This is a genomic window from Micromonospora sp. WMMD1076 (assembly GCF_029581475.1).
Taxonomy (GTDB): domain Bacteria; phylum Actinomycetota; class Actinomycetes; order Mycobacteriales; family Micromonosporaceae; genus Micromonospora; species Micromonospora aurantiaca.
Map to the genome: position 1 here is coordinate 3,022,726 of NZ_CP120862.1, position 16,638 is coordinate 3,039,363.

At 74.1% G+C, this 16,638-nt stretch carries 14 protein-coding genes and 4 pseudogenes; 14 read left to right on the top strand and 4 right to left on the bottom strand.

From position 1 onward, the window contains the following. Positions 1-198 precede the first annotated feature (198 nt). Together O7622_RS14595 and O7622_RS14600 are read left to right on the top strand one after the other, a co-directional pair. Positions 199-1,152, top strand: coding sequence for a hypothetical protein (locus O7622_RS14595; protein WP_282313855.1), 954 nt, complete (start codon positions 199-201; stop codon positions 1,150-1,152). A 254-nt stretch (positions 1,153-1,406) separates the two neighbouring features. Beyond that, on the top strand, positions 1,407-2,444 hold the full coding sequence (locus O7622_RS14600) for an aminotransferase class V-fold PLP-dependent enzyme (protein WP_282313856.1): 1,038 nt from the start codon (positions 1,407-1,409) through the stop codon (positions 2,442-2,444). A 4-nt stretch (positions 2,445-2,448) separates the two neighbouring features. On the opposite strand, the gene O7622_RS14605 is transcribed toward O7622_RS14600, so the two are convergent. Continuing rightward, entirely contained in the window at positions 2,449-3,621 is a 1,173-nt protein-coding gene (locus tag O7622_RS14605) for an acyl-CoA dehydrogenase family protein (protein ID WP_282313857.1), read from the bottom strand. Between the two features lie 87 nt (positions 3,622-3,708). Here O7622_RS14605 and O7622_RS14610 point away from each other — a divergent pair, with 87 nt between their 5' ends. From O7622_RS14610 to O7622_RS14625, 4 genes are all read left to right on the top strand, one after another. Next, positions 3,709-4,362 carry a TetR/AcrR family transcriptional regulator C-terminal domain-containing protein gene (locus O7622_RS14610; protein ID WP_282313858.1) on the top strand — a complete coding sequence of 218 codons (654 nt, stop codon included), beginning with the start codon at positions 3,709-3,711 and terminating at the stop codon, positions 4,360-4,362. A gap of 45 nt (positions 4,363-4,407) precedes the next feature. Further along, positions 4,408-5,847 carry an aldehyde dehydrogenase family protein gene (locus O7622_RS14615; RefSeq protein ID WP_282313859.1) on the top strand — a complete coding sequence of 480 codons (1,440 nt, stop codon included), beginning with the start codon at positions 4,408-4,410 and terminating at the stop codon, positions 5,845-5,847. After that, on the top strand, positions 5,844-6,920 hold the full coding sequence (locus O7622_RS14620; protein WP_282313860.1) for a zinc-binding dehydrogenase: 1,077 nt from the start codon (positions 5,844-5,846) through the stop codon (positions 6,918-6,920). Before O7622_RS14615 ends, O7622_RS14620 begins: the two co-directional genes overlap by 4 nt. A gap of 90 nt (positions 6,921-7,010) precedes the next feature. Further along, entirely contained in the window at positions 7,011-7,652 is a 642-nt protein-coding gene (locus tag O7622_RS14625; RefSeq protein ID WP_282313861.1) for a transcriptional regulator, read from the top strand. Between the two features lie 44 nt (positions 7,653-7,696). On the opposite strand, the gene O7622_RS14630 is transcribed toward O7622_RS14625, so the two are convergent. Then, positions 7,697-7,945 carry a hypothetical protein gene (locus tag O7622_RS14630; protein WP_348774077.1) on the bottom strand — a complete coding sequence of 83 codons (249 nt, stop codon included), beginning with the start codon at positions 7,943-7,945 and terminating at the stop codon, positions 7,697-7,699. Here O7622_RS14630 and O7622_RS14635 point away from each other — a divergent pair. From O7622_RS14635 to O7622_RS14645, 3 genes and pseudogenes are all read left to right on the top strand, one after another. After that, a pseudogene (locus O7622_RS14635) lies at positions 7,883-8,158 on the top strand (FAD-dependent monooxygenase); the annotation flags it as partial. The gene O7622_RS14630 and the pseudogene O7622_RS14635 overlap by 63 nt on opposite strands. 118 nt (positions 8,159-8,276) lie before the next feature. Continuing rightward, complete coding sequence (locus tag O7622_RS14640) at positions 8,277-9,842, top strand: MFS transporter (protein ID WP_282313862.1); 1,566 nt, start codon at positions 8,277-8,279, stop codon at positions 9,840-9,842. 11 nt (positions 9,843-9,853) lie between these two features. Next, complete coding sequence (locus tag O7622_RS14645) at positions 9,854-10,462, top strand: TetR/AcrR family transcriptional regulator (protein ID WP_282313863.1); 609 nt, start codon at positions 9,854-9,856, stop codon at positions 10,460-10,462. A 42-nt stretch (positions 10,463-10,504) separates the two neighbouring features. Here O7622_RS14645 and O7622_RS14650 read toward each other — a convergent pair whose 3' ends face one another. Together O7622_RS14650 and O7622_RS14655 are read right to left on the bottom strand one after the other, a co-directional pair. After that, positions 10,505-12,424 (bottom strand): helix-turn-helix domain-containing protein, encoded by a 1,920-nt coding sequence (locus O7622_RS14650; protein ID WP_282314142.1) that lies wholly within the window; start codon positions 12,422-12,424, stop codon positions 10,505-10,507. 14 nt (positions 12,425-12,438) lie between these two features. Beyond that, a complete protein-coding gene (locus O7622_RS14655) occupies positions 12,439-13,221 on the bottom strand; it encodes a 3-hydroxybutyrate dehydrogenase (protein WP_282313864.1) in 783 nt (260 codons plus the stop codon). Positions 13,222-13,405: 184 nt separating this feature from the next. On the opposite strand from O7622_RS14655, the gene ruvC reads away from it, so the two are divergent. The 5 genes and pseudogenes from ruvC to ruvB form a co-directional block, all read left to right on the top strand. Next, positions 13,406-13,933, top strand: a complete 528-nt coding sequence (ruvC, locus tag O7622_RS14660) for a crossover junction endodeoxyribonuclease RuvC (RefSeq protein ID WP_282313865.1) — start codon at positions 13,406-13,408, stop codon at positions 13,931-13,933. Further along, a complete protein-coding gene (gene ruvA / locus O7622_RS14665) occupies positions 13,930-14,532 on the top strand; it encodes a Holliday junction branch migration protein RuvA (protein WP_282313866.1) in 603 nt (200 codons plus the stop codon). The genes ruvC and ruvA overlap by 4 nt, the downstream gene beginning before the upstream one ends. Beyond that, positions 14,529-14,729 (top strand): annotated as a pseudogene (locus tag O7622_RS14670) (Holliday junction branch migration DNA helicase RuvB); the annotation flags it as partial. The gene ruvA and the pseudogene O7622_RS14670, both read left to right, overlap by 4 nt. Positions 14,730-14,846: 117 nt before the next feature. Continuing rightward, positions 14,847-15,545, top strand: a pseudogene (locus tag O7622_RS29235) (LAGLIDADG family homing endonuclease); the annotation flags it as partial. A 69-nt stretch (positions 15,546-15,614) separates the two neighbouring features. Further along, positions 15,615-16,601 (top strand): annotated as a pseudogene (gene ruvB / locus O7622_RS14680) (Holliday junction branch migration DNA helicase RuvB); the annotation flags it as partial. Between the last annotated feature and the right edge of the window lie 37 nt (positions 16,602-16,638).

Consider the following 16,638-nt stretch of genomic DNA (forward strand, 5'->3'; position numbering starts at 1 on the left):
ATCGACGGACCTTTTGATGAAGACTTCCTTCAGGTGTGGCACGTCCGGCACAGTCGCGCCGCCCGCCGCTGCGCCCCGGACCCGCTCCGGAGGCGGTGTCCACCGCGCACAGGGATGACCCCTCGGCCCGGCCGCGTGATCTGCCCCCGTACCGTCGTGGTGTTGCCCGGCGTGCCACGGCCGGGCAGCATCGTGCGGATGCCACCCACCGACCTGCTGCGCGTCCGCGACCTGGTGCCCGACTTCCTCGCCCGCGCCGAGGGGCGTCGGTCCGCGTCGCCGGAGTCGTGGAGCGCCCACTACCTGGCCGCGCATCCGGACGTGGTCCGGGCGCTGCGCCGCGACGGCGGCTGGTCCGACGCCGCCGGCGTGGCATCCGTCCTGGACGGGCTCCGCGACCGGGCCGCCGACCTGGCGGCACGAGCCGAGACGGTACGCGCGCTGCTGCCCGGCGGCGTCGCGGCGGTGGCCGGCGCGCTGGGCTGGTCCGGCGACGGCGGGCCGGTCGAGTGCGTGGTGCTGGTCGGGCTGAACCAGGCCAACGGCTGGGCCGGCGAGCTGAACGGCAGGTACGCGCTCTTCCTCGCCGTGGAACAGCTCGGGCCGCCGGAGGACCTCGACCTGCTGGTGCGGCACGAGGCCGCGCACGTGGTGCACGACCGCGGCGCCGCTATCCGCGACTGGCCCGAGTACGGCGTGGCGAACGCGTTGTTCACCGAAGGGCTCGCCACCCAGGTCACGGCGGAGCTGGACCCCGGTCGCCCGGACGAGGAGTACCTGTGGTTCGGCCGCCCCGGTCACCGGCAGTGGCTCGACGAGTGCCGCCGCCGGTGGCCGGAGATCCTGCGGCGGGTACGCGCGGACCTCGACGCCACCGACGCCGACCACCACGCCCCGTACTTCCTGATGCGGGACTCACCGCTGGCCGGCGGCCTGCCCAAACGCTGCGGCTACCTGGTCGGCCTGACCGCGGTACGACACCTGCGCCGGCGCCACACCCTGCGCGACCTGGCCACCTGGCCCTTGCCGAGGGTGCAATCGGAGATGGCCGAAGCGCTGACCAGCCTCCCCCCACCCACCCCGCTCGCCGCACCGCCCCACCGCGACGATCATGAAGTTGGCGGCGACAAATCGGACCGCAGACGCCGCTAGCCTCATGATCGACCGGGCGAGTGTGCTCGTGTGACGCGCGCCGGCTCGCCGCCTCATCCCGCGATCTTGCACTTCCCGCCCGACTCCGCCTGCTCCGGTCGCGCGATCTTGCAGTTTCGGCCCTGCGATTCGCGGCTTTGCACCAATTGCCGGGGCCGAAAGTGCAAGATCGCGGGGTCCGGGAGCCGGGGGTGGGGCCACGCGGGTGGGATTGGCGGTGTCGGGGTGGGGGCGAGGGTGGCTAGCGTCGGGTTGTGGAGCTGGAGCAGGCGCGGAAGTTGTGGCAGCCGGAGCCGGGCTGGTTGAACACGGCCACCTACGGACTGCCGCCGGAGCCGGTGTGGGACGCCGTGCAGCGGTTGCTCGCCGACTGGCGGACCGGGCGGGTGTCGTTCGAGGTGTGGGAGGAGTCGGTGGACCGGTCCCGGGCCGCGTTCGCCCGGCTGACCGGTGTGGACGTCGCCGACGTGAGCATCGGCGCCAGCGCGTCCCAACTCGTCGCACCGATCGCGGCCGGGCTGCCGGCGGGCGCGACTGTGGTGGTGCCCGAGACCGAGTTCACCTCGATCCTGTTCCCGTGGCTGGTGCAGCGGGACCGCGGCGTGCGGGTACGCACCGTGCCGCTGGCCGGCCTGGTCGACGCGATCGACGCCGACACCGATCTGGTGGCGTTCAGCGTGGTGCAGTCCGCCGACGGCACAGTGCTCCCGTACGACGAGATCGTCGCGGCGGCCCGGGCGCACGGCGCGTTCGTGGTGGCCGACGCGACGCAGGCGTGCGGGTGGCTGCCGTTCGCGGCGGACCGGGCGGACGCGGTGGTGGTGGCGGCGTACAAGTGGTTGATGGCGCCGCGCGGCGCGGCCTTCGCCTACCTGGCCCCGGCGTTGCGCGAGCGGATGCGCCCGGACGCGGCCGGGTGGTACGCCGGACGCGATCCCCACGCCTCCTACTACGGACTGCCGCTACGCCTGGCCGACGACGCCCGGCGTTTCGACATCTCCCCGGCCTGGATGAGCTACGCCGGGGCGGCTCCGGCGCTGGAACTGCTCGCCGACCTGGACCCGGAGGCGGTGCGCGCGTACGACGTGGGACTGGCCAACCGGTTCCTGGCCGGGCTGGGCCGCCCGCCCGGTGACAGCGCGATCGTCACCGTGGACGTGCCGGACGCGCAGGAGCGGCTGGCCCGGGCCGGGGTGCGCGCGGCGGTGCGGGCCGGCCGGGTGCGCGCCTCGTTCCACCTCTACACGACCGAGGCGGACGTGGACCGGGCGGTCGAGGCGCTGACCGGCTGACCGCTCAGGCCAGGTGGCCGCCGATCTTCGTGTAGCCGCGCAGCAGGTCGCGGGAGATGATCAGCCGCTGCATCTCGTCGGTGCCCTCGAAGATCCGGTACAGCCGGACCTGCCGGTACCAGCGTTCGATCGGCAGCTCACGGGTGTAGCCCATGCCGCCGTGGATCTGGAGCACCCGGTCCACCACCCGGTTGACCATGCCGGCGCCGTAGAGCTTGCCCATGGAGGAGGCGTGCCGGGGGTCGAGGCCCTGGTCGACGGTCCAGGCCGAGCGCAGGATCAGCCAGCGGGCCGCCTCCAGCTCGGTCTCCGAGTCGGCGATCATCCACTGGATGGCCTGGTTGGTGGCGATCGGCGCGCCGAACGTCTCCCGCGTGTTGGCGTGGTCGACGGCCATCTGGAGGGCGCGCTCGGCGATGCCGATGGCGTGTGACGGGATGGTGTAGCGGCCCTTGCCGATCCACTCCATGCCGAGCGTGAAGCCCTGCCCGATCTCGCCGAGGATGTTGCGGTGCGGCACCCGTACGCCGTCGAAGATCAGCGAGGCGGGGCCGCCCTCGCCCATGGTCTGGATGAACTCGGACCGCCAGCCCATCGCGCGGTCCACCAGGAACGCTGTCGCGCCGCCGCGGCGGGCGCCCTTCTCCGGGTCGGTCACCGCGACCACGATGGCGAAGTCGGCGTCGTTGCCGTTGGTGATGAACGTCTTCTCGCCGTCGAGGACCCAGTCGTCGCCGTCGCGGCGGGCGCGCAGCTTGATGTTCGCCGCGTCGGAGCCCGCGCCGGGCTCGGTGATGGCGAAACAGGAGATCCGTTCGCCCTCGATGGTGGGGATCAGGAACTCGCGCTTCTGCTCCTCGGTGGCGTGGAACAGGATGTTGTCGGCCTCGCCACCGAAGCGGAACGGCACGAAGCTGCGGCCCAGCTCGGTCCAGATCAGCGACTGCACGACCGCCGGCAGGTCCATCCCGCCGTACTCCTCCGGCGTGGCCAGGCCCCAGAAGCCGAACTTCTTCGCCTCGAGCTGGAGTTCGCGCAGCTCGGAGCGGTCCAGGCCGGGCTGGTGGGCGCGCTCGCGGCGCAGCACCTCCGCCTCCAGCGGCATCACCTCGCGGGTGACGAACGTGCGAACGGTGTCCCGGATCGCGCGTTCCTCGTCGGACAGTGCGAAGTCCACGGTGCCCCCTCAGGTCGACTGGCTCTAAACTAGCGCTGTAAGTTTTACCGCGTCCAGACCCGATGTCGAAGGGAGGATGATGACCAGGTGCCCCGACCCCGACAGGCCCTGCTCACCCGCGACCGGATCGTCGAGACCGCGCTGGCGCTGATCGACGCCGACGGGCTGGACGCGCTCTCGACCCGGCGGCTCGCCGCCGCGCTCGGCGTCCGCGGCCCGTCGCTCTACAACCACTTCGCCACCAAGGAGGAGATCCTCGACGCGGTGGCCGACGGCGTCGCGGCAACAGTCGACATCGGCGTCTTCGACGAGTACGAGTGGCGGGACGCGCTCGGCCGCTGGGCGTGCTCGTACCGGGCCGCGCTGGCCGCCCACCCGAACATCGTGCCGTACCTGGCGCAGGGGCCGGGCCGCCGTCCGGCCGCGCTGGCCATGGCCGACGCGGTCTACGGCGCGCTGGTCCGGGCCGGCTGGCCGCCCGCGCGGGCCACCCACATCGGTGCCGCGATGCGCTACTTCGTGGCCGGGTCCGCGCTCGGCTCGTTCGCCCGTGGCTTCGTCGAGGACCCGTCGCTCTACGCGGCGCACCCGCACCTCAACCAGGCGCACCGGCTCGCCGGTCACCAGCGCAGCGTGGACGAGGGCGCGTTCGCGCTCGGCCTGGACGCGCTGCTGCACGGGCTCACCGCCGAGTACGCGGCCACCGTCGCCCCGCTGGAGCGGGCCGGCGGTCCGGAGTAGCGTCGAAACTCCCACCGCTAGTTTCCGCCGCCCCCGAAGGACGCCATGGATCTCGCCGCCCCTCCCGCCCTGCTGACGCGCCGCCACCTGCACGTCGCCGGTGACTGGGCCGACCCGTCGTCGGACGACACCATCCCGGTGGAGAACCCGGCCACCGGGAGCATCGTCGGTGAGGTGCCCGCCGGCGCACCGGCCGACGTGGACCGCGCGGTCGCCGCCGCAAGCGCCGCGTTCCCCGGCTGGGCCGCCACCACCCCCGAGCAGCGGGCGGCGCACCTGGACCGGCTGCACAGCGCGCTCGCCGCCCGCGCCGACGAGATCGCCCGCACCGTGGCGACCGAGCTGGGCACCCCGCTCAAGCTCGCCACCCGGGTCCAGGCCGGCCTGCCGCTGACGGTGCTGCGGAGCATGGTCGACCTGGCCGCCCGCCCTGCGGCCGAGCACACGGTCGGCAACTCGCTCGTCGTCCGGGAGCCGGTCGGCGTGGTCGGCGCGATCACCCCGTGGAACTACCCGCTGCACCAGGTGGTCGCCAAGGTCGCGCCCGCGCTCGCCGCCGGGTGCACGGTGGTGCTCAAGCCCAGCGAGCTGACGCCGCTGACCGCGTACCTGCTGTTCGACGCGATCACCGACGCCGGCCTGCCACCCGGTGTGGTGAACCTGGTGCCCGGCACCGGCCCGGTGGCCGGCGAGGCGCTCGCCGCGCACCCCGGCGTCGACCTGGTCTCGTTCACCGGCTCCACCGCCACCGGCCGGCGCATCGCCCACCTGGCCGCCGAGCGGATCGCCCGGGTGTCGCTCGAACTCGGCGGCAAGTCGGCGAACGTCATCCTGGCCGACGCCGACCTGCCCACCGCGGTCAAGGTCGGCGTCGGCAACGCGCTGCTCAACTCCGGGCAGACCTGCACCGCCTGGACCCGGATGCTCGTACACCGCGACCGCTACGCCGAGGCCCTGGACCTGGTCGCGGCGGCGGTGGCCGGCTACCGGCTCGGCGACCCGTTCGACCCGGCCACCCGGCTCGGCCCGCTCGCCTCCGCCGCGCAGGCCCGGCGGGTACGCGACCACGTGGACCGGGCGCTCGCCGACGGCGCCCGGCTCGTCGCCGGTGGCCCGGACGCGCCACTGCCGCAGCGGGGCCACTTCGTCGCGCCCACCGTCTTCGCCGACGTGCACCCGGACAGCGCACTCGCCCAGGAGGAGGTGTTCGGGCCGGTGCTCGCGGTGATCCCGTTCGCCGACACCGACGAGGCGGTCGCCGTCGCCAACAACTCCCGGTACGGGCTGGCCGGTGCGGTCTGGTCCGCCGACGAGGACGCGGCGCTGGCAGTGGCCCGGCGGATGCGTACCGGCCAGGTGGACGTCAACGGCGGCGCGTTCAACCCGCTCGCCCCGTTCGGCGGCTACAAGCAGTCCGGTCTCGGCCGTGAGCTGGGCGCGTACGGCGTGGAGGAGTTCACCGAGCTGAAGGCGATCCAGCGGTGAGGGCGCTCGTGGTACGCGGCCGGGGCGCCACCCCGGCGGTCGAGGAGGTACGCCTGCCCGCGCCCGGCCCGGGTGAGCTGCGGGTACGCATCCGCGCCGCCGGCATCTGCCACTCCGATCTGGCCATGGTGGACGGCACGCTGGCGCCCGCGTACCCGCTGGTGCTGGGGCACGAGGCGACGGGCGTGGTGGCCGAGGCCGGGCCCGGTACGACGCTCGCGGCCGGCACGCCTGTGGTGCTCAACTGGGCGCCGGCCTGCCGCGACTGCTGGCACTGCCGGCAGGGCGAACCGTGGCTCTGCGCCGCCAACCCGAACCCGTCCACACCACGGGGTGAGACGGCAGCCGGTGAGCCCCTTCAGGCCACGCTCGGGCTCGGCGCGCTCGCCGAGGAGGTGGTGGTGCCGCAGCACGCCGCCGTACCGGTGCCCGCCGGACTGCCGCCGGAGCAGGCCGCGCTGCTGGGCTGCGCGGTGCTCACCGGCGTCGGCGCGGTCCGCAACACCGCGCGGGTCGCACCCGGCGAGTCGGTGGCGGTGATCGGGCTCGGCGGAGTGGGCCTGGCCGTGCTGACCGCCGCGCGGCGGGCCGGCGCGGCGCCGATCCTCGCCGTCGACGTGGTGGAGGCCAAGCGGGATCTGGCACTCGCCGCCGGGGCCACCGGCTTCCTGCGCTCCGACGACCGGCTGGGCAAGGAGATCCGGGCCCGCACCGACGGGCGCGGCGTGGACCACGCGTTCGAGTGCGTCGGCCGGTCCGTCACCATCCGCGCCGCCTGGCGGGCGACGCGGCGCGGGGGAGCGGTCACCGTTGTCGGCATGGGCGGCAGGGACGACATGCTCAGCCTCTCCGCGCTGGACATCTTCCACTCCGCGCGCACGCTGCGCTCCTCGGTGTACGGCTCGACCGATCCGGACCGGGAGGTGCCGGAACTGGCTGCCGAGCTCGCCGCCGGTGACCTGGAGCTGGGACCGCTGGTGAGCGGCACGGTGCCGCTGACCGAGGCGCCCGCGGCGCTGGAGCGGCTGGCCCGCGGCGAGGGCGCCCGCTGGGTCGTCACGTTCCCGGACTGACCGGGCTCCGGCCGGATTCGCCGCCGGCGCATCCGGATCGGGCCGTGCGGACGAACCCCCGGGTAGGAGAGCTACCCGGGGGTACGTCAGTTGCTGACCGAGAACATGCCGGCCGGGGCCGCCGAGACGGCCCGCAAACGGCTGACCGCCGCCGCCGAGGACCTGGACGACAACCGGGTCGCCGGGCTGGTGCTCGACCTGGCTGCCGAGGCCGGGGTGGTGTCCGCCTGGGAACAGGTCTGCCTGCCGCTGCTCGGCACGCTGCGCGGCGACAGCGCCGCCGAGATCGCCGTCGAGCACGCCCTCTCCGAGGGGGTACGCGTCGGCCTGGACGTGTTCGGCCGTGAGCCGTCCGGGCCGCTTCCCGCCCAGGGCGTGCTGCTCGCGGGCGCCGAGAACGAGACGCACTGCCTCGGGCTGCACGCGCTCGCCGCGGCGTTGCGCGAACGCGGCCGGGGCGCGCTGCACCTCGGCCCGGCGCTGCCCTGGTCCGCGCTGGCCAGTGCCGTGGCCCGGGTCCGTCCGCGGGTGGTGGTGGTCTGGTCGCAGACGCCGCTGACCGGCCGCGCGTACCGCCTGGTCCGTCTGCGGCGGGACCTGCCCGGGGTACGCGTGCTCGCCGCCGGTCCGGGGTGGATCGAGCCGTTCCCGCCCTCCTCGGCCGTCCCGCAGCGCCTCACCACGCTCGGCGAGGCGACGCTTGCCTGCCTGGCCGCCGGAGGCGCCACCTGACACCGGCTCCTGACACGGGGGACTGACACCGGGCGCGAGCAGGATCAGCCGGTGCGGAATCCGCGCAGCAGCGTGGCGACTGCCGGCTCCGGGTCGAAGCCGGCATCAGGGGAGGCGAGCTGGTTGCCGAGCAGCCCGTCGACGAGTGCCAGCAGCATGCGGAAGTGAGCCGGCGGATCGGCCGAGCCGAGCGTGGCGAGCAGCGGCTCCCCCCAGCCGGCCAGCCGTGCCCGGGCGGCCTCGGCGACGCCGCGCACGCGATGACGCCGGACCTCGGGCAGGGCGCCTGCCAGGCGCTGATCGACGCGGTGGCGCTCGCCGACTGCCTGCGCGACGCCGGCGACGTGCCGGCCGCGCTGCGCGCGTACGACAGGCGACGCCGGCGGCCCACGCAGCGGATCGCGGCCGGCGCGCGGTGGGCGGGGCGGCTGTCCGGCGTACGGCGGCTGCTGCCGGGGCGGGACGCGTTGCTGCGGCTGGCGCTGGCGGCCGGGCCGCCAGCGTGACCTGAGACACATTCGATACGAACCCGTTCCGTATCGAAACCCGCTCACCTACGCTCGGCTCCGTTACGAGTCTGACCCGTATCGTATTCCGACGCGGGGAACCGGGGGGAGCACGGACGTGGAACCACACGAGAACACCGGACACCCGAGGAGGTGGGCGATCCTCGGGGTGCTGGTGATCAGCCTCCTCGTGGTCGTCCTCGACAACACCATCCTCAACGTCGCGCTGCGCACCCTGGCCGACCCGGTGCACGGCCTCGGCGCCACCCAGGGCGAGCTGGAGTGGGCGATCAACTCCTACACGCTCGTCTTCGCCGGACTGCTGTTCACCTTCGGCGTGCTCGGTGACCGGCTCGGCCGCCGCCGCTTCCTGATCCTCGGGCTGGCGCTGTTCGGCCTGTCCTCGCTGCTGTCCGCGTACGCGCAGGACCCGGCCCAGCTCATCGCGGCCCGCGCGCTGATGGGTGTCGGCGGCGCGGCCATCATGCCGGTGACGCTCTCGATCATCTCCAACGTCTTCGACCCGCGCGAGCGCGCCAAGGCGATCGGCGTCTGGGCCGGCGCGGTCGGCCTCGCGGTGGCGATCGGCCCGGTGCTCGGCGGCGCGCTGCTGGAGCACTTCTGGTGGGGCTCGGTCTTCCTGATCAACGTGCCGGTGGTGGTGCTCGGCGTGGCGCTCGTCGCGGCGCTGGTCCCCGAGTCCCGCGACCCGAAGCCCGGCCGGGTCGACCTGCTCGGCGTGCTGCTCTCGGTGGTCGGCCTGGTCGCCCTCACCTACGGCATCATCGACGGCGGCGAGCACGGCTTCGCCCGCCCGCAGGTCTGGGTGGCGGTGCTCGGCGGCCTCGCGGTGCTCGGCTGGTTCGTCGCCCACGAGCTGCGCAGCGACCACCCGTCGCTGGACGTACGGCTGTTCCGGGTGCCCCGGTTCGCCGCGCCGGTGGCCCTGGTCGGGCTGGTCTTCTTCGCCGCCATGGGCGTGATGTTCTTCGGCGCGTTCTACCTCCAGCTCGTGCGTGGCTACAGCCCGCTGGAGAGCGGCCTGCTGTTCCTGCCGTTCGCCGCGGCCCAGCTCATCTTCGCGCCGCGCAGCGCGGCGATGGTCCGCCGCTACGGCGGCCGGGCGGTCGCGGCCGTCGGGCTGCTGCTCACCACTGTGGCGCTCGCCGCGTTCGTCCTCATCGACGCGGACACCCCGATCTGGATCTTCTCGGCGCTCGGCTTCGTCCAGGGGGCCGGGATGGCGAACATCATGCCGCCGGCCACCGAGTCGATCATGTCCTCGCTGCCCCGGGAGAAGGCCGGTGTCGGTTCCGCGGTCAGCAACACCGTGCGCCAGGTGGCCGGTGCGCTCGGCGTGGCGGTGCTCGGCTCGGTGCTCTCCGCCGTCTACCGCGACCAGGTCGGCCCGGCGGTGGCCGCCCTGCCCGCTCCGGTGCGCGACGCGGCCCGCGAGTCGGTGTCCGGGGCGTACGCGGTCGCCGGCCGGCTCGGCCCCGACGGGCCGCGACTGATCGACGCGGCCAACGACTCGTTCGTCTCGGCCATGCACTGGGCGGCGGGCGCCTCCGCGGTGGTGGCCGCACTCGGCATCGTGATCGTGCTGCGCTGGATGCCGGGCCGGCCGGTCGTCGCCCCCGACGCGGCGCCGGTCACCGACAGGGAGTTGGCCGGTACCGCGTAGGTTCGTGGACAATGTCTGACATGACTTCCACGGCGGATGTTCCGCGGTCGCCCGGGCGACCGCGGAGCACCCGCGCGGACGAGGCGATCGTCGACGCCACCCTCGACCTGCTGGCCGAGGGCAGCACCATCGAGTCGCTGTCGATCGAGGCGATCGCGAACCGCGCCGGGGTCGGCAAGGCCACCATCTACCGCCGCTGGCCGGGCAAGGACGCGTTGCTGCTGGACGCGTTGCGCACGCTCAAGGGGCCCGCGCCGCGCACCGACGGGCGCTCCGTCCGCGACGACCTGGTGGTGCTCGTCGGCGCGGTGGGCCAGCACGCCGACCCCCGCGTTCGCAAGATCATGCCCTGCCTGGTGCCGGAGGTGAACCGCAGCTCGGCCCACCGGCAGGCGTACGAGGCGATCATCGAGCCCCGGCGCGCGGCGATGCGCGAGGTGCTGCGCCGCGGGATCGAGCGGGGCGAGCTGCGCGCCGACCTCGACGTCGAGGTGACCATGTCGCTGCTCACCGCGCCGATGCTCACCCAGCGGATGCTGCGCTGGCACCCCGAGCGCGACGAGCGGATGCTGCCCGAGCGGATCGTGGACACGGTCCTGGACGGCCTGCGCGTCCGCTGACCGGGGCCGGTCGGCCCGCCCGGTCGGGCCGTCGCCCGCCGCTCAGCGGGCGGGCGTGCGCAGCCGGTGCAGGCGCAGCGCGAGCTGCACCTCCAGCGCCCGCTCCGGCCGCTGCCAGTCCGCCCCGAGCAGGTGCCCGACCCGTTCCAGCCGCTGGGTGACCGTGTTGACGTGCACGTGCAGCTGCTCGGCGGCCCGGGCCAGGCTGCCGCCCACCCCGAAGTACGCCTCCAGCGTCTTCACCAGCGCCGTGCCCCGCCGGGCGTCGTAGTCCAGCACCGGCCCCACTGTCGTGGCGAGGAACCGGGCCACGTCCCGGTCCCCGGCGTCACCGACCGCGCCCAGCAGCAGCCCGACGAAACCCAGCTCGGTGGTGCTCGCCCCCTGCCCGGCCCGGCCCAGCGCGCCGAGCGCGGACAGGCAGCGCTCCGCCTCGGCGAACGTGACGGCCAGCGACGCCGGACCGGTCGACGGCCCGCTCGCCCCGGCGGTCACCGGGCGGCCGGTCACCCGGGACAGGTCCCGGGCCACCGCGCGGGCCGCACCGCCGGCGTCGTGGCCGGGCAGCATCAGCACCACCCGTCCGTCGCGCGCCGCGGCCAGGCCACCCCGGGTCGAGGCGTACGTGGTGGCCCAGGACAGCACCCGCTGCCGGGCCGAGCCGGTCTCGGCGAACGCGTCGTCGCCGATCGCCACCAGCACGTGCGGGGCGTCCAGGTCCACTCCGATCCGGCGGGCCCGCGCGCGCAGCGCGTCGGCGTCGTGCAGCGGCCGGGCGATCAGGTCGTCCAGCAGCTCACCGCGTACCCGTCCCTCCGCCTCGGCCACGGTCCGGCGGAACAGCAGCAGCAACGCGGTCACCAGCGCGGCCCGCTCCAGGATGCGCTGGTCGGCGTCGACCAGCTCGTCGTCCGGGCGCAGCACCAGCGCGCCCAGGTTCTCCGCGCCGGCCACCACCGCGGCGTACCAGAGCGGGCCCCGGCGTACGCTGCGCCCCTCGGTACGGGACGCGGCCACCGCCTCCACGATGTCGGCCCGCTCCGGCTCCTCGATCTCACCGACCCGGGCCAGCCGACGGCCCTCGGCGTCCAGCGCCAGCAGCGCCCCGCCGAGCACCTCGGTGACCGCCGCCGCCACGTCCTCCATCCCGCCGCCGCGCACCACCAGCGCCGTCATCCGGTCGTGCGCCGCGGCGGCGCGCTCCACCGAGCTGCTGTGCGCCCGGATGGTGCTGTTCGCCGCGGACAGCTCCGCCAGCGCCGCCCGGGTCTCGGCGAGCAGCCGCGCGGTGTCGATCGCCACCGCCGCGTGCGCCGCGAGCGACACCAGCAACGACACCTCCTCGCGGGCGAACGGCCGGGCCGAGCGGTTCGCCGCGTACAGCACGCCGATCACGCTGGACCCCAGCCGCAGCGGCACGCCGAGGATGGCCACCAGGCCCTCCTCGCCCACGCCGCCGTCGATCTCCCCGGTGTGCCGGAACCGCTCGTCCTCCTGGTAGTTCGAGGTGACGTACGGGGTGCCGGTCTGCGCGACCAGCCCGCCGAGCCCGTCGCCCAGCTCCAGCCGCAGCCGCTGGAACCGGGCCGAGATCGAGCCGTCGGTGACCCGCATGTACGTGTCGCCGCGCTCGTCGTCGTTGAGCGTCATGTACGCCACGTCCGTGCCGAGCAGGATCCGCGCCCGGTGCACGATCGCGCGCAGCACGTCGTCGAGGTCGCGCAGGCCGGCCAGGTCGCTCGCGGTGTCGTACAGGCCGGACAGCTCGGTCTCCCGGCGGCGCCGGCGGGCCAGCAGGGCCCGTACCCGCAGCGCCACCACCTTCGCCTGCTCCAGCTCGGCCAGCCGTTCGGCGGGCAGGCCGGCGGCGCGCGCGGCCACCAGCGGGCCCTCGAACTCGACCGCGGCGGCCTCGCGCGCCAGCAACTCCAGGAACTCGACCGGCGACGACATGACCGACATTGTGCGCGCGCCCACTAGTTCGCCGTCCAGCCCCCGTCGAGGGCGATCGAGGTGCCGGTGAGGAACGCGGCGGGTGGGGAGCACAGGTACGCCACCAGTTCGGCCACCTCCGCCGGCTCGATCAGCCGCTTGATCGCCGCCCGGGCCAGCATGATCTTCTCGACCACCTCGTCCTCGCCGATGCCGTGGGTGGCCGCCTGGTCGGTGATCTGGCTCTCCACCAGCGCGGTGCGCACGTACGCCGGGTTGATGCAGTTGGCGGTGACACCGTGCGCGGCGCCCTCCAGCGCCACCACCTTGGACAGGCCCTCCAGCGCGTGCTTGGCCGAGACGTACGCGGCCTTGAACGGCGAGGCGCGCAGCCCGTGCACCGAGGAGATGTTCACGACCCGGCCCCAGCCGTTCGCGTACATCCGGGGCAGCGCGCGGCGGATCAGCAGGAACGGCGCCTCCACCATCACCCGCTGGATGTACTCGAAGCGCTCGACCGGGAAGTCCTGCACCGGCGCGACGTGTTGCAGCCCGGCGTTGTTGACCACGATGTCGGCGTCGACGTCGAGCGCGTCCACAGCCGCCGGGTCGGCCAGATCGACCCCCACCGCCCGGCCGCCGGTCTCGGCGGCCACCGTCTCGGCCGCCGTCACGTCGCGGTCCAGCACCACTACCGTCGCGCCGGCCGCCGCCAGGCGCAGGGCGCAGGCCCGTCCGATGCCGCCGCCACCACCTGTGACCAGCGCGGTGCGACCGGTCAGGTCGACGTGTACGACGTGGGGGACCGCCACGGGTTCTGCCGTCATGGCGCATGAACGTACGAGCCGGGTGCCCCCTGGCACATGGGGCGGCGACACATACTCCACCGCCCGCGTGTGTGGTGCGCCGCGTCACCGCCCGCGCCCGGCGTGTCCGCCCGTCCCGGTGTCGGCGGGCACCAGTAGGGTGTGTCGAACACACGTACTGCTGGCGGCTCGGGGAGGAGGCGGCGTGCGCGTGCTGGGCGTCGACCCGGGGCTGACCCGGTGCGGGGTCGGCGTGGTCGAGGGCGTGCCGGGCCGAACCTGCACGCTCGTGGCCTACTACGTGGTCTACACCGACCCGGAGGACGACCTCGCGCTGCGCCTGCTGCACCTGGACCGCTCGCTCACCGACCTGGTCGCCGAGCACCGGCCGGACGCGGTTGCGGTGGAGCGCGTGTTCAGCCAGCACAACGTCCGCACCGTGATGGGCACCGCGCAGGCCAGCGGCGTCGCGGTGCTCGCCGGGGCCCGGGCCGGGCTGCCGGTGACGACGTACACGCCGAGCGAGGTGAAGGCGGCGGTGACCGGCTCGGGTCAGGCGGACAAGAAGCAGATGACCACCATGGTCACCCGTCTGCTGCGGCTGCCCGAGCCGCCGAAGCCGGCCGACGCCGCCGACGCGCTGGCGCTGGCCATCTGTCACGTGTGGCGCGGCGGCACCCGGTCCAAGCTGGCCGCGGCCGCGCAACGGGCCCGACGAGGAGGGACGCGATGATCGCGAGCGTACGCGGCACGGTGACCGCCACCGGCCCGGATCACGCGGTGGTGGAGGTGGGCGGCATCGGCCTGGCCGTGCAGTGCGCCCCCGGCACGCTCGCCGACCTGCGCGTGGGCCAGCCCGCCCGGCTCGCCACCAGCCTTGTGGTCCGGGAGGACTCGCTCACCCTCTACGGCTTCGCCGACGACGACGCCAAGCAGTTGTTCGAGCTGCTCCAGACCGCCAGCGGGGTCGGTCCCCGGCTGGCCCAGGCGGTGCTCGCCGTGCACACGCCGGACGCGGTCCGCAAGGCCATCGCCAACGCCGACACGGCGGCGCTGACCCGGGTGCCGGGCATCGGCAAGAAGGGCGCCGAGCGGCTGGTGCTGGAACTGCGCGACCGGGTCGGCCCGGTGCCGGTGGGCGCCGACGGCGCGGCCGGGGTGACCGGGGGCGCCTGGCCGGAGCAGGTCCGCCAGGCCCTCGTCGGGCTCGGCTGGACGGCGGCGCAGGCCGAGCAGGCGGTGGCCGCGGTGGCGGAGACCGTCGACGGTGACACCCCGCCGGTGCCGGTGCTGCTCAAGCAGGCGATCCGCCTCCTGGGCCGGACCCGGTGACCGGGGAGAACCTGGTCTCGGCGTACGTGAACGACGCCGAGCGGGACGCGGAGGCCAGCGTCCGCCCGAAGCGGCTGGACGAGTTCATCGCCCAGCACCGCGTCCGCGACCAGCTCGACCTGCTGTTGCAGGGCGCGATGCGGCGCGGCTCCCCGCCCGACCACATCCTCCTCTCGGGGCCGCCTGGCCTCGGCAAGCCGGTGTCCGTGGAGGCTCTGGTCCTGTTGGAGAACGGATCACGGCGTCGGCTCGGTGACATCGAGGTGGGTGACCGGGTCATCACCCGGACCGGGGCGGGCGCCACCGTGCTGGCTGTGCACGAGCAGGGTGAACTGGAGTCGGTCCGGATCCGGACCACGAGCGGGCGGGACGTCGTCGCGGCACCCGACCACCCGTTCTGGACCACCGAGGGCTGGACGAAGGCGGGAGATCTCACCGACCGCGACTTCGTCGCCAACGTCCTGTGCCCGGAACTGGTCGCGGACGCCGTTCAGGACGTCGCCGAGTACAAGCTCGCCGGCTATCTCGTCGGCGACGGATGCACGACGAATCAGGTCACCTTCACGGGGGGCGACGAGGACGTGCTGGCCGACTTCCGGTCTGTTTGTGACCGGCTCGGGCACAGTCACGTGACCCGGCCCAACAGTGCCCGCAGTTCGTTGGTCCGCATCTCGGGTCTTCAGCCCTGGCTGGCCGAACACGGACTGCTCGGAAAGAACGCGTGGCAGAAGCGCGTGCCCGACTTCGTGTTCGAGGGTGACGCCTGGCAGGTGTCGGCGTTTCTCGGCGCCTACTTCGCCTGCGACGGCACGGTGAGCCGCCGGGGACGTGACCGGTACGACGTGGTCGTCGAGTTCTACAGCGTTTCACGAGGGCTGCTGGAGGACGTACAACACCTGCTGTTGCGGCTCGGTGTTCAGTCACGGCTCAAGCTCAAGCGCGGGCGTTACCAGGGTCGGCCGCACGAGTCCTGGCGGTTGAGCGTCACCAGCCAGGACGACGTGGCGCGGTTCGCGCAGCGTGTGACGGTGATCGGTGAGCGGGGTCGGCGGCTCGCCGAGTGGATGCCGCGCCGAGATCGATTCGACGAACGGCTCGCCGCCGACCGGGTGGCCTCCGTCGAGGCGGTGGGCCTGCAGGAGTGCCGGTGCCTGACCGTCGACGGCGACCACACCTTCACGGTGAACGACTTCGTGGTGCACAACACGACGTTGGCCAACATCGTCGCCGCCGAGCTGGGCACGGGCCTCCGGGTGACCAGCGGTCCGGCCATCGAGCGCTCCGGCGACCTGGCCGCGATCCTGACCAGCCTCGCCGAGGGCGACGTGCTGTTCATCGACGAGATCCACCGGATCGCCAAGCCGGCCGAGGAGCTGCTCTACAGCGCCATGGAGGACTTCCGTGTCGACGTGGTGGTCGGCAAGGGCCCGGGTGCCACCGCCATCCCGCTCGACGTGGAGCCGTTCACGCTCGTCGGCGCCACCACCCGGTCCGGCCTGCTGACCGGTCCGATGCGCGACCGGTTCGGGTTCGTCGCGCACCTCGACTTCTACGCGCCGGCCGACCTGGAGACGCTGTTGCACCGGTCGGCCCGGATCCTCGGCGTGCCGATCACCGCGGACGGCGCGGCGGAGGTCGCCGGCCGGTCCCGGGGCACCCCGCGTATCGCCAACCGGCTGCTGCGCCGGGTCCGCGACTACGCCGAGGTGCGTGCCGACGGCGTGGTGACGCTGGAGACGGCGCGGGCCGCGCTGACCGTCTACGACGTGGACGCGCTGGGCCTGGACCGGCTCGACCGGGCGGTGCTGACCGCGCTCGTCGACTCCTTCCGGGGCGGCCCGGTGGGCCTGTCCACGCTCGCCGTGGCGGTGGGCGAGCAGCCGGACACGGTCGAGGAGGTCTGCGAGCCGTTCCTGGTCCGGGCCGGGCTGCTGGCCCGGACCCCGCGCGGGCGGGTGGCGACCGAGGCCGCCTGGCGCCATCTGGGCCGCACGCCCCCGAATGGTACATTTGGTGCGGATGTCCCTCCGGGGCCCGATCTGTTCTCGGTGCAGACCGACCAGCCGTGATCCGTTCGTGATCTGTGCCGCATTCGGTCTTCTCAGG

Coding starts and splice junctions, on each gene's coding strand:
- O7622_RS14595 (WP_282313855.1), top strand. CDS start 199: ATGCCACCCACCGACCTGCTGCGCGTCCGCGACCTGGTGCCCGACTTC.
- O7622_RS14615 (WP_282313859.1), top strand. CDS start 4,408: ATGGATCTCGCCGCCCCTCCCGCCCTGCTGACGCGCCGCCACCTGCAC.
- O7622_RS14645 (WP_282313863.1), top strand. CDS start 9,854: ATGTCTGACATGACTTCCACGGCGGATGTTCCGCGGTCGCCCGGGCGA.
- O7622_RS14650 (WP_282314142.1), bottom strand. CDS start 12,424: ATGTCGGTCATGTCGTCGCCGGTCGAGTTCCTGGAGTTGCTGGCGCGC.
- O7622_RS14655 (WP_282313864.1), bottom strand. CDS start 13,221: ATGACGGCAGAACCCGTGGCGGTCCCCCACGTCGTACACGTCGACCTG.
- ruvA (WP_282313866.1), top strand. CDS start 13,930: ATGATCGCGAGCGTACGCGGCACGGTGACCGCCACCGGCCCGGATCAC.